Source organism: Nonomuraea sp. NPDC049607, assembly GCF_040675375.1.
GTDB lineage: Bacteria > Actinomycetota > Actinomycetes > Streptosporangiales > Streptosporangiaceae > Nonomuraea.
This window is the reverse complement of sequence record NZ_JBFAOV010000040.1, coordinates 21368-33837: the sequence shown is the minus strand read 5'-3', so window position 1 is coordinate 33837 and position 12470 is coordinate 21368. Positions and strand designations below refer to the sequence as shown.

Genomic DNA, 12470 nt, shown 5'->3' with positions numbered 1-12470 from the left:
ATTGGGCAGCTGGCGGGATCGTTCACTGTGATCGCCGCCCATAACGTGATGACCAGCGCCGATACGGCGCTGCATCACCATTCGGGAGAAGTCACTTCATGCGCATCACGTCCAAGACCCTCGCCCTCGCTCTCGCCGCCGCCACCGCCGGCACAGTCCTTGCCACCGTCCCGGCGCACGCCGCCCAGGCCACGACGCCGAGCACAACCGCCTCGCTGCAGAAGGCGATGGACGCACTGGTGGATACCGGCAACGTGGCAGGAGTGCAGGCCAGGCTCACCGAGGCCGGCAACCAGCGCGTGCTGCGCGCCGGGGCCGCCCGGATCGGCGACAGCCGCCCCGTCCCGGCTGACGGGCTGTTCCGCATGGGCAGCGCCACCAAGGTCTTCACCGCGGCCACCGTGCTGCACCTGGCCGGCGAGGGACGCATCAAGTTGGACGAGCCCATCGCCACCTACCTGCCCGGGCTGCTGCCACGCGAGAACGACATCACGGTGCGGATGATCCTGCAGCACACCGCCGGGATCCCCAGCTACACCGACATGCCGGAGTTTCCCACCGTCGGCGAGCCGTACCTGAAGCTGCGCTTCACCCGGTTCACCGACGAGCAGCTGGTGGCGGCCGCGCTGGCCAAGCCGCTGAACTTCGAGCCCGGCACGCGCTTTTCCTACTCCAACACCGGCTATCTGGTGGCCGGGATGCTGATCAAGGCGGTGACCGGCAACAGCTGGCAGAGCGAGGTCACCAAGCGCATCATCAAGCCGCTGGGCCTGCGCGACACCTCCGCTCCCATCTACTCCACCTCCATCCCCGGGCCGCACGCCCACGGCTACATCAAGAAGAGCACCGGCCAATACGTCGACATCAGCCGACTCAACCCGAGCATCGCCAGCGCCGGCGGCGCGATGATCACCACCACCAAGGACCTGACGACCTTCCTCCACAGCCTGGCCACCGGCAAGGTCCTCAAGCCCGCCCAACTCACCGAGATGAAGAAGGGCCTGTTCGTCAACTCCCAGATCGGCGCGTACGGCCTGGGCCTGAGGGTGCAGTCCACCAGCTGCGGCAAGCAGATCATCGGCCACACCGGAGGCATCCCCGGCTACCTCACCGCCGCCTACACCACCCCCGACGGCCGCACCACGCTGGCCCTGTCGGTCAACGAGAAGCAGCCGCAGACCGACCAGGCTCCCTTCGAGAAGGCGATCGACGCCGCCTTCTGCGCCTGAGACCGCCCCTGCCCCGAGGGTTCGACCTCGGGGCAGGGGGCGCGTCTGACGGCATCCAGGGCGGAGGAACCTGCGGGCAGCCGTCAGCACGAGCAGGATCTTGCGGCGACACGGGCTCAGGGCCACGTCCCGCCCCCGCCGTCAGCCCGTGCCCGGGAGACGTTCCCCAAGAGCAGGCGCAGCCGCCATCTCTTCCCCACCAGCCGTGCACATCCCGATCGCAGGTTCCTCACCCCCTCCCGTCACACCACACCGTCACCACGGAGAACCGATGTCGCCGTCCCACCCCACCAGAGCCGCCCTCACGCCCCCGCCGGCCGCCCCCCGGTGGCGCCGCGCCCTGGCCCCGGCCACCGCGGCCGCCGTCGCCCTCAGCGCCCTGGGCCTGGCCGCCGCCCCGGCCGCCGCCGAGGCCGGCGCGCGGGCCCGCCCGCCCGACGCCGTACAGACGGCTCTGGAAGACCTGGTCGGCACCGGCGGTTTCCCGGGCACTCTGGCCTCGACGCGGGACCGCGGCGGGCGCGTGCGCGACTACACCGCAGGCGTGGCGGACCTGGCCACCCGGGCGAAGGTCCCCCGCAACGGGAAGGTACGCATCGGCAGCACCACCAAGACCTTCCTCGCCACGGTCGTCCTGCAACTGGCCGGAGAGGGCAAGATCGACCTCGACGCCCCGGTCGAGACCTATCTGCCCGGCCTGATCCGCGCCAACGGCAACGACGGCCGCCGCTTCACCGTCCGCCAGGCGCTCCAGCACACCGCCGGCCTGCCCGACTACGAACACGATCTGCTCGGCTCCTGGCCATCGTGGACCCAGGCCCGCCACCGCTACTTCGAACCCCGCGACGTGCTCGACGTGGGCCTGACCAGCCAGCCCGCTTTCGCCCCCGGCACCGGCTGGGCCTACAGCAACACCGGATACATCGTGCTCGGCCTGCTGGTGCAGAAGATCACCGGCCGGCCCCTCGGCGAGGAGATCGCCAACCGGATCATCACTCCACTCCGGCTGCGCGACACCTACTGGCCAGGCGTCGGCGAGCAGGACATCCGCGGCCCCCCACCCCAAGGGCTACCGGGCCAAGACCAACGAGCCGGGCGCCGAACTAGCCGAGGTCACACAGCTGGACCCGTCCTGGGCATGGGCGGCCGGACAGATGATCAGCACTCCCCGCGACGTCAACCGCTTCCTGGGCGCACTGCTCGACGGCCGGCTCCTCAAGCCCGACCTGCTGCGGCAGATGAAGCAGACCATCGCCGCGCCCGGATTCCCGAAAGGCTGGAGCTACGGGCTCGGCCTGATGAAGATCGAACTGAGCTGCGGCGGCCACGCCTGGGCCCATGGCGGCGACATCTCCGGCTACGAGGTTCGCAACGGCGCCACCGAGGACGGACGCGCGGCCACCGTCGCCGTCACCGCGATGCCCTACACCAAACCCGCCGCCGACCAGGTCAACGCCGCCCTGGACACCGCCCTGTGCGCCGAGCGATAGCAGGCGCGGCAACGCTCGAAGCCCTTTGGTGGCAAGGGCGGGAAGAGGCCGGGCCACAAGTTCGACCGGCAGGTGATCTGAGCCGCCGAATCCGGGATACCAGCGGAGCGAGGCCGTCGGCGAGGTCGTCGTCGAGGTCGTCGTCGAGGTCGTCGTCGAGGGCGAGCTTGCCAAGCTCATCGGCGAGGGCGTCGTCTTCGTCCTGACCCCGGTCCGGTTCACGATCGACCAGCACGCGCGCCGTGACCGTGCCGTCCAGGCGACCTCGGTGCCGCTCGCAGCTGAACGCGGCCCGCCTCCGGGCGGGCCTGCCCACCTGGGGCGGCGATCCTGCGCCACGGATGACCGATGCCGGGAGCGAGCCGGACCGGGGCACCTCCGGCTCTGTCCGGCACCGCGACGCGATCTTTCCGTTGCTGGTCATCCAGCCGGGCGCGTTCCACCCCTACGGCACGCCGGGGTACGTGGCCGACATGTTGTCGATGGGCCTGCGGCCGGTCGACCTGACGCGCGGCGCCATCGATGAGATCACGGGGTGGCAGGTGCGGATGGAGCGCGGCCGCGTCGCCGAGCTCACCCGCCGCGGGACGGCAGCGTGGTGGCGCGCCGACGCCACTACCGGCGGTGTGGATGTCGAGTGGAGGAAGGCGGCCAAGGCCCGCCGCCAGATGGTCTTGCTGGTGCTGCCGCCGGGCCGGCCGGCCGGCGAACAGGACGACATCACTGGGCAGATGCTGCGCGCCTGCTCGGAGGGCGTGGCGTCCGGCGGGGTGATTCCCGTGCGGGGCACGTTCTTCTGAACTAGAGGCACAGCCTTGGCGGGTGCCGGTGACAGGGCGTGCCCGGCCAAGGCGGCCACGTCGTGATGTCTGAAGGGAATCGCCGACCAGCCGATCCCTACAGGAGCGGTGCCTGATGCACCTGCCGGCGATGACGGCGGAGCAGCGTGCGAAGGGGTTGGCGAGGGTGGCCGAGGCGCGAACGGCGCGTCGGGCGCTGTCGGCGGGAGGTGTCCTGCATCACCTGCGGGGCCGACGGGCCGCCAGCTCCACGCGGGCGAACAGCATGACCAGCACGCCGAGCACGGCCGATGGGGCCAGGAGCCAGAGCCAGCGCTGCCTCCACCACCCGGCGGTCGGCAGCGCCGGCAGAGTGCCGCCCAGTCCTTCATAGGCCCACACCACCACCAGGTATGCGGTCATGTGCCAGAGAAAGATGGTCAGCGCGACCACATTGAGTGCCACCACCGGCTTCCAGGCGCCCGGCCGGCGCAGCAGGCGCTCGGCGGGCGGCGTGATCAGGGTCAGCAGCCCGAGCTGGAAGACGGCCAGGACGGCGATGGTGGCGTTGGTCGGGAAGAGGTTGGATTCACCGCCGATGGTGCCCACCATGGAGAGGGGATAGCCGGCTCCCCACGTCAGTCCGACCAGCCCCGCCAGCCCCGCCCCGGCGATCGCCAGCCGTTGCGCGAGCGGCCGATGCCCCAGGTCCCAGCCGCGCCAGGCGTAGCCGAGCTGGTGGCAGAACAGCCACACCACCGCGGCGGTCGCCCAGCCCGCCCAGCCCAGGCCGGCTCCCCGGTACGCCACACTGCCCAGGACGATCAGCAGCACGAGCGACGCCAGGACCCAGGCTCCGTAGCGGAGGTGCAGACCGGCGGTGATCGGCACCGTGGCGATCAGCGCGCCGTACACGCCAAGGAACCACAACGGCGTCAGGTAGCCGGGAAACCACTCCCACATCCACCGGTGCGGGCCGGGCAGGACGGCGGCGATCAGCTCACCGGCCAGCCAGACCAGGGCCCAGACGGCGGTCGGCCACAGCAGCCGACGCAGCCGGAGGCGGACGAACTCGCCGGCGGACGTCCCGCGTGACCGGGCCCGCTCCCAGCCGACCAGGTTGGCGTACCCGCCGACCAGGAAGAACACCGGCATGATCTGCAGCACCCAGGTGGCCAGCCAGCCGCCCGGCACGGTGTGGATCGGGTTGGGCATGCCCAGGCTGCCATCGGGGGTGCGGTGGGTGACCGACAAGGTCCAGTGCCAGAGGGTGACGACCACGATGCACAGGGCGCGGGCGGCGTCGACGACCCGGTCGCGGGACGCCGGCGTGGCCTCGACCAGCCGGTCCAGCTGCGATCGTGGACCGTTCAGCGGTACAGCTCCTCGATGTCGTCCGCGAAGTCCTTCTGGACCAGGGAACGCTTGACCTTGAGTGTGGGGGTCAGGTAGCCGTTCTGTTCGGTCAGGTCGATGGGCAGGATCCGGAATCTACGCACCGACTCGGCCCGGCTCACCGCCTTGTTGGCCTCGTCCACGGCCTTCTGCAGCTCGGCCAGCAGCTCCGGGTCCTCATGAGGCTCGACCTCCGAGGTCCGGCCGGTGGCCTGCTGCCAAGACGCCAGCGCCTCGGCGTCCAGGGTGATCAGCGCGGCGGTGTACGGCCGCCGGTCGCCGACGACCACCGCCTGGTTGATGAGCGGGTGGGTGCGCAGGCGATCCTCGAGCGGCTCCGGAGCGAGGTTCTTACCGCCGGCGGTGACGATGATCTCCTTCATGCGACCCGAGATCGTGAGGAACCCGTCCTCGTCCACTACCCCGAGGTCGCCGGTACGCAGCCAGCCGTCGGGGGTCATGGTCTCCCTGGTCTTCTGCTCGTTGCGCCAGTAGCCCTGGAACACGACCGGGCCCTTGATCAGGATCTCGCCGTCGTCGTCGATCCGGATCTCGACTCCCGGCAGGGGCGGCCCCACCGTGCCGATCTTCTGCTCGTCGGGCAGGTTCACGGTCGCGGCCGCGCTGGTCTCGGTCAGTCCGTACCCTTCCAACACGGTGACGCCGATGCCGCGGAAGAAGTGGCCAAGCCGGACGCCCAGCGGCGCTCCGCCGGAGATGGCGTAGCCGACCCGCCCGCCGAGCGCGCCCCGTAGCCGCCGGTAGACCAGCCGGTCGGCCAGGCGGTGCCCCAGGCGCAGGCGCAGGCCTGGCCCCCCGTCCTCCAGCGCCTGGCTGTAGGCGACGGCGGTCCGGTCGGCCCAGTCGAAGATCTTCTTCTTGCCCTCCTTCTGGGCCTTCTGCTGGGCACCGTGGTAGACCCGCTCGAACACCCTGGGCGCCGCCAGGAGGAACGTCGGTTTCAACACGTCCAGATCCTCGGTCAGCCGAGAACGGTCGGCGCTGTGCGCCAGGCCCACGCCGCGCTGCACGCAGGCCACCTGGATCACCCGCGCGAACACGTGCGCCAGCGGCAGGAACAGCAGGGTCGAGGCGTCTTTGCCGAAGATCTGCTCCAGGCTGTCGATCGCGGCGCGGGCCTCGTGCAGCAGGTTGCGGTGCGTCAGCATGCAGCCCTTCGGGCGGCCGGTGGTGCCCGAGGTGTAAATGATCGTCGCCAGGTCGTCGGCCGACACCGCCCGGCGGCGTTCGAGCAGCTGAGCGTCGTTCACGTCCGCGCCGCCCGCGCGGAGGCGGTCCAGCCCGCCGCCGTCGAACTGCCAGATCCGCGGAGACCCGGGCGCGCTCTCGACCAGCCGGCGATGCGCCTCGGTCTCGACCACCACCGCAACCGGGTCGGCGTCCTCCAGCACCCAGGCGACCTGCTCGGCCGAGGAGGTCTCATAGATCGGGACGGGCAGCGCCCCCACCGTCCACAGGGCGTAGTCCACCAGCGTCCACTCGTAGCGGGTGGCGGCCAGCAGCGCGACCCGATCGCCGGGCTGGATCCCGGCGGCCATGAAGCCGGCCGCCAGGGCGCGGACGTCGGCCGCGAACCGCCTGCTCGTCACCGGACGCCAGCCGTCACCCGAACGGCGCCGGAACAGAACCCGATCGCCGTTCACCCGGTCCTCGGCGAACACCACATCGGCGAGCTGGGCGTCGGAATCGACGGTGACCGGGGCCGCGAGAACACGCATCGTCCATCTCCCCCGCGCAAGAACAGGACGGTCATCAGCCTGTTTCCCCAGGTCAGAAAGGACAAACGTGGCATTGACCAGGATGGCCGGGGCATAACCACCTGGTGAACCGGCTCGCCCATCCCACTGACGACGACGTCGCCGCGGTCGACGCGTGGTGGCGCGCCAACAACTACCTGACCGTCGGCCAGATCTACCTGATGGCCAACCCGTTGCTACGCGAGCCCCTGGCCGACGAGCACATCAAGCCGCGGCTGCTCGGGCACTGGGGCACCAGCCCCGGCCTGGCCCTGGTGTACGCGCACGCGTCCCGGCTGATCCAGCACACCGGGCAGCAGATGATCTATCTGGCCGGCCCCGGGCACGGCGGCCCGACGCTGGTCGCGGCGAGCTACCTGGAGGGCACGTACACCGAGACCTACCCGCACATCACCATGGACGAGCAGGGGCTACTGCGGCTGTTCCGCCAGTTCTCCGCGCCCGGGGGGATCCCCAGCCACGCGTCGGTGCCGACCCCGGGCTCGATCCACGAGGGCGGGGAACTCGGCTACGTGCTGCTGCACGCGTTCGGCGCGGTGATGGACAACCCTGACCTCATCGCCCTGGCGGTGGTCGGCGACGGGGAGGCGGAGACCGCTCCGCTGGAAGGGTCGTGGAACGGGATCTCGTTCCTGAACCCGGCCCGCGACGGGTCGGTGCTACCGGTCCTCCACCTGAACGGCGCGAAGATCGCCGGGCCGACCCTGCTGGCCCGCAAGGACAGGGACGAGGTCCGGTCCCTGCTGACCGGGCACGGGTATGACGTGATCGAGGTCGAGGGTGACGACCTGCCCGGCATGCACCACCGGTTCGCCGCCGCGCTGGCGCGGGCGTGGGCGTCGATCAAGGCGATCCAGGCGGCGGCCCGCGGCGGCGACTGGGACGGCACCCGGCCTCGGTGGCCGATGATCGTGCTGAGGACGCCCAAGGGGTGGACCGGGCCGGACGTGGTGGACGGCGTACAGATAGAAGGCACCTGGCGCTCCCACCAGGTGCCGCTGGCCGGAGTCAAGGGCAACGAGGAGCACCTGCGAATCCTTGAGGGCTGGCTGCGCTCGTACCGGCCGGAAGAGCTTTTCGACGAGCGCGGCGCGCCCCGGCCGCTGATGCAGGCGATCAACCCCCAGGACGGGCTGCGGATGAGCGGCAACCCGCACGCCAACGGGGGCCTGCTCACCGTCGACCTGGACCTGCCCGACTTCCGCGACTACGCGGTGCCGGTGAAGGCGCCTGGCCGGGACCAGGCCGAGTCGACCCGCAAGCTCGGCGAGCTCATGCGCGACGTCTACCGGCGCAACCCGGACCGGTTCCGGCTCTTCTGCCCCGACGAGACCAACAGCAACCGGCTCGGGGCGGTGTTCGAGGCGTCCGACCGGGCGTTCGCGGAGCGCGTGACCGAGGAGGACGTCGCGATATCGCGGGACGGCCGGGTGATGGAGGTGCTCTCGGAGCACGCCTGCCACGGCTGGCTCGAGGGGTACACGCTGACGGGCCGGCACGGCTGGTTCGCCACGTATGAGGTGTTCGCCATGGTGTCGGCCTCGCAGACCGTGCAGCACGGGAAGTGGCTGCAGGAGGCGCGCCATCTGGCGTGGCGGGCTCCGGTGCCGAGCCTGAACATGCTGCTGACCTCGACCGCCTGGCGCCAGGACCACAACGGTTTCAGCCACCAGGGGCCCGGCCTGATCCAGAACGTGATCACCCACCGCGGCACGATCAGCCGGGTCTACCTGCCGCCGGACGCGAACACGCTGCTGTCGGTGGCCGACCATTGCATGCGGTCGCGGTCGCAGGTGAACCTCGTCGTCATCGACAAACAGCCGCAGCTGCAGTGGCTGACCATGGACGAAGCGGTGGCTCACTGCACCCGGGGGGCCGGGGCATGGCCCTGGGCGGGCACCGAGGACGGGCGGTCGGACCCCGACATCGTGCTTGCGTGCGCCGGGGACGTGGTCACCATGGAGACCGTCGCGGCGGCGAACATCCTGCGCGAGCGGCTGCCGCACTTCGCCACCCGAGTGGTCAACGTCGTCAATCTGATGGCGTTGCCGCCCAGCACGGTCCACCCGAACGGCATGGACGACATCCTGTTCCGGGAGCTGTTCACCGATCACGTGGACGTGCTGTTCGCCTTCCACGGCTACCCGGGCGCGATCCACCAGCTGGTGCACGGCAGGCCGGACGCGGACCGGTTCCATGTGCGGGGGTTCGTGGACGAGGGCACGACGACGACCCCGTTCGACATGGTGGTGCGGAACAGGGCGTCCCGGTACCACCTGGTGATCGACGCGCTGAACGCCGCGCGGCGGACCCCGGCCGGGGCGAGCGAGCTGAAGGCCTGGTGCGAGGATCAGCTCCACCGCCATCAGCAGTACGTGGTCGAGCACCTGCAGGACATGCCGGAGGTGCGGGACTGGTCGCTGGGCGACTGGGCCGAGCAGGGCTGAGCGCGGTGGTCCGGCCCTCGATCCCGCTCCAGGACTTCGACGCCGTCCTGTTCGACCTCGACGGCGTGCTGACGACCACCCGCGCGGTGCACGCGGCGGCCTGGAAGGAGATGTTCGACGCGTTCCTCCGCGCCTGGTACGAGCGGCAGGGCTCCGAGGGCGCGCCTTTCGACGATCAAGGCGACCATGCCGCCCATGTGGACGGCAAGCCGCGTCAGGCGGGCGTCCGCGACTTCCTCGCCTCTCGCGGTATCGAGCTGCCCGAGGGCCGGCCGGAGTCCTCGCCGGAGGAGGAATCGGTCTGGGGGCTGGGCAATCGCAAGCAGCTGCTGATCGACGCGCAGTTGAACATGATGGGCAGGAGTTCACCGTCACCGTGGGGTCACCAGCCTCGTTCCCCGGCCGTTACCGCACGAACGACGGCCTCACGCGCTCCCCCCTCTACCCAGGCCCCACCCGCCATTAGTTCGTGTCACGCGCAGCACGGCGGCACCGCACAGGTACGCGAGCACTCCGGCCCAGGGAAGGCCGGTTGGGCTCTGGTGGCCGGGACCGGCCAGAGCGATGAGGAGCAGCCCGGCCAGCACCGCGGCCATCCCGAGCACAGTGGCGCCGTCGCGCCACAGACTGCGCTCGACGGCAGGCAGCCGCGACCGGCGCAGCTCGATGCGCGCGAAGACGGCGACCAGGACGGCCAGGACGAGGGCGCAGGCCACGATCCAGGGCACCCGCCACAGCAGCCACGCCGCGGAGGGCAGCGGAGGCTGCGGCATCATCCCGGTGGGGTACAGCACCGCCGCCGCGATCGCCGCCGCCGTCATGTGCCACAGGAACAGGGTCAGAATCACCGCGTTGACCGCGATGACCGCACTCCACGGGCCGATCCGGCGCAGCCATCGGCCTGCCGCGGACTGAAGGGCCAGCACCACGCCGACCTGCGTGGCGGCGAGCGCCATCAGCGCCAGGGTCGGTGGCGCGGTGTTCTGACCGACCATGCCGATCGGGTACGGGCCCACCACGGTCAGCCCGATCAGGGCGACCAGCCCGCCCACCGCGACCGCGATCGCCCGCCCGCGGCTCATCCGCAGGAACCCGTCTCGCCAGCAGAAGCCGAGCTGGTAGACCGCCAGCCAGGCGAACAGATAGGTGATCTGCCCGACGATCGGCACGTGCAGGAGCCGCAGCAGGTCGGCGACGGCCACGATGACCAGCATCACCAGCGGGACGACGAGCCCGGCGCGGCGATGCAGCGCGTACAGCACCGGGGTGAGCACGACCAGGGTGAGGAAGGCCAGCAGGAACCACAGCGGAATGGAGGCGAGCCACGCCGCGTGACCGAGCAGCTGCCTGTTCACTCCGGCCGCCACCGCGACCAGGGAGGCCAGCGCCAGCACCAGGCACAGCGCGGTCGTCGGCCGGAGCAGCCGGTCGGTCCGCCGCAGCACCCAGCTGACGCCGTCGCCGCCGGAGGCGCGGTGCGAGGCCATCGAGGCGCCGCCGGCGTAGCCGCCGACCAGGAAGAAGATCGGCATCACCTGGAACAGCCAGGTGATCAGATCCAGCCAGCCGAGCACGTCCAGCGCGTTGTACCCGCCCAACCGCCCGTCCCGGTAGGTCACGGCGACGACGAACCAGTGTCCGAGGACCACCAGGCAGATGGCCAGCGCGCGCCACATGTCGACGCTGCGCTCGCGGCTGTCCGGCGTCCGCTCGGCCAGGTCACGCACGCGCATGACGTCAGCCCCCGACCGTTAGGCTGCGTGCCGCGGCCGACATCGAGCCGTGCGCGAGGTTGAACACGGTGGCGGCGAAGACGGCGACGGCCCAGGAGGTGTCGTCGCCGTCGTTGGAGGGGAACACCGGGTCCCACAGCTTCTGAGCGGTCGAGTCCTTGGCGGTCAGCGTGACGGCCTTCACGGTCATGAGATTCCTAAGGACCTGGTTGGTGATGTCCCACCCCTTCGGGTCCTTCGCCTCGTGGAGCTGACCGGCGACGTCGGGGGTCACGTGGACCAGGCACGCGGGCCCGTTGAGCATGGGGAAGACCTCGATGTCCGGGTTCTCCTCGGCCGGCGGTCGGAAGATGCTCTCTGCCACCGCTTGTGGGGCGGGTGTGGAGCCATCGCAGAGCTGCTGGATGGTCGCGAAGTCCGGCGCGTAGATCAGCGCGGTCGTGGCGGCGTCGTCCGGGGACGGCGCCGCCTTGGTGATGAGCTCGTAGCCGACAGGGTGCCGTTGACGTTGTCCTGCGTCACCGCGACGACATGGTCGAATCCGGTGGACGAGAGATGGGAATCCTGAGCGGCCATGGAGTCACCGTTTCCGAGGGCGTGCAAAGGCCAACCCGGAAGATGCACATCACTTGTCAGAGCGGCGTGCGGTGGCCCATCGCCGGGTTTCAACCATGGGATGCGGACTTTCCTTGCCGCGCTCCTGACCCCCTGCCGCGTGAGGTCCTCCGCCGGCTGCGGTCGCTCGTCCGCCCGGACACCGTCTTGCGCCGGCATCGCGATCTGATGAGACGTCGTCACGCTCGTACCTGTCGGCCGAAGCGGCCTGGCCGCCCACCCGCGGTCCGCTGATCCGTGCCCTCATCCTGCGTCCGGTTCGGGAGAACCCCGGCTGGGGCTACCGGCGGGTGCATGGTGAGCTCGCCACACTCGGTATCAAGGTCGTGCCGTCCACAGTGTGGGAGATCCTCAAGCAGGCAGGGCTTGATCCGGCGCCCGAGCGGGCGTCCACCACGCGGACCGACTTCCTGCGCTCGCAAGCCGACGCTCTGCCGGCCTGTGATTTCATCGAAACCATCACCTTGAACGGGCAGCGCCAGTACATCCTGGCCGTCATCGAGCACACCACCAGACGGACCCGCGTGCTCGGCACCACCGCTCACCCGCGCGCGAGCTGGGTCATCCAGGTGATCAGGCATCTGGTGATGGATCCGGACGATGCGGGCTTCCCGGCGCGCTTCCTGATCCGAGATCGGGATGGGAAGTTTCCGGTGCTCATGAACGAGGTCCTCGCCGAAGGCGGCATCACGACGGCGCTCACATGTATTCGGGTGCCGCGGACGAACTCGATCATGGAGCGGTGGGTGCAGTCGTGCCAGCACGAGCTTCTCGACCGCTGCCTGCCCAAGCTGCCGGCCGACGTCTTGGTCTGCTTCGCGACGTAGTCGACCACCTCCTCAGGGAACTCCGCCCGCCCACGCGGGAACCGACCGTGCTCCGTGAAGTACTTCAGCAACAGCGCGAAGGCCGGACGAATGCCCTCCTGCTTCGCACTGACCAGCCCGATCTCATCGCCCAGCACAGTCCAATGCGCGATGAGTTCATCCATGCCGAGCGGCGGA

Annotated in this window: 9 protein-coding genes and 2 pseudogenes; 6 read left to right on the top strand and 5 right to left on the bottom strand. The window is 70.4% G+C overall.

The window, feature by feature from the left end; all coding sequences use genetic code 11:
- Window positions 1-98: 98 nt before the first annotated feature.
- The 4 genes and pseudogenes from AB0J97_RS43805 (at window position 99) to AB0J97_RS43790 (ending at window position 3519) form a co-directional block, all read left to right on the top strand.
- Window positions 99-1229 carry a serine hydrolase domain-containing protein gene (locus tag AB0J97_RS43805; RefSeq protein WP_364101009.1) on the top strand — a complete coding sequence of 377 codons (1131 nt, stop codon included), beginning with the start codon at window positions 99-101 and terminating at the stop codon, window positions 1227-1229.
- A 271-nt stretch (window positions 1230-1500) separates the two neighbouring features.
- Window positions 1501-2220: pseudogene (locus AB0J97_RS43800) on the top strand (serine hydrolase domain-containing protein); the annotation flags it as partial.
- A 130-nt stretch (window positions 2221-2350) separates the two neighbouring features.
- Window positions 2351-2719: a serine hydrolase gene (locus AB0J97_RS43795; RefSeq protein ID WP_364101140.1), complete on the top strand. Its 369-nt coding sequence runs from the start codon at window positions 2351-2353 to the stop codon at window positions 2717-2719.
- A gap of 341 nt (window positions 2720-3060) precedes the next feature.
- Window positions 3061-3519 (top strand): hypothetical protein, encoded by a 459-nt coding sequence (locus AB0J97_RS43790; protein ID WP_364101005.1) that lies wholly within the window; start codon window positions 3061-3063, stop codon window positions 3517-3519.
- A 219-nt stretch (window positions 3520-3738) separates the two neighbouring features.
- Here the strand turns inward: AB0J97_RS43790 and AB0J97_RS43785 are convergent, their stop codons facing one another.
- Window positions 3739-4842, bottom strand: a complete 1104-nt coding sequence (locus AB0J97_RS43785; protein ID WP_364101137.1) for an acyltransferase — start codon at window positions 4840-4842, stop codon at window positions 3739-3741.
- 26 nt (window positions 4843-4868) lie between these two features.
- Complete coding sequence (locus AB0J97_RS43780; protein ID WP_364101002.1) at window positions 4869-6632, bottom strand: AMP-dependent synthetase/ligase; 1764 nt, start codon at window positions 6630-6632, stop codon at window positions 4869-4871.
- A gap of 101 nt (window positions 6633-6733) precedes the next feature.
- On the opposite strand from AB0J97_RS43780, the gene AB0J97_RS43775 reads away from it, so the two are divergent.
- Window positions 6734-9118, top strand: coding sequence for a phosphoketolase family protein (locus AB0J97_RS43775; protein WP_364101134.1), 2385 nt, complete (start codon window positions 6734-6736; stop codon window positions 9116-9118).
- A 425-nt stretch (window positions 9119-9543) separates the two neighbouring features.
- On the opposite strand, the gene AB0J97_RS43770 is transcribed toward AB0J97_RS43775, so the two are convergent.
- Both AB0J97_RS43770 and AB0J97_RS43765 read right to left on the bottom strand, forming a co-directional pair.
- Complete coding sequence (locus AB0J97_RS43770) at window positions 9544-10851, bottom strand: acyltransferase (RefSeq protein ID WP_364100999.1); 1308 nt, start codon at window positions 10849-10851, stop codon at window positions 9544-9546.
- A 4-nt stretch (window positions 10852-10855) separates the two neighbouring features.
- Window positions 10856-11215 carry a hypothetical protein gene (locus AB0J97_RS43765; RefSeq protein ID WP_364100996.1) on the bottom strand — a complete coding sequence of 120 codons (360 nt, stop codon included), beginning with the start codon at window positions 11213-11215 and terminating at the stop codon, window positions 10856-10858.
- A gap of 541 nt (window positions 11216-11756) precedes the next feature.
- On the opposite strand from AB0J97_RS43765, the gene AB0J97_RS43760 reads away from it, so the two are divergent.
- Window positions 11757-12293: a hypothetical protein gene (locus AB0J97_RS43760; protein WP_364101143.1), complete on the top strand. Its 537-nt coding sequence runs from the start codon at window positions 11757-11759 to the stop codon at window positions 12291-12293.
- A gap of 2 nt (window positions 12294-12295) precedes the next feature.
- Here AB0J97_RS43760 and AB0J97_RS43755 read toward each other — a convergent pair.
- Window positions 12296-12457, bottom strand: a pseudogene (locus AB0J97_RS43755) (hypothetical protein); the annotation flags it as partial.
- Between the last annotated feature and the right edge of the window lie 13 nt (window positions 12458-12470).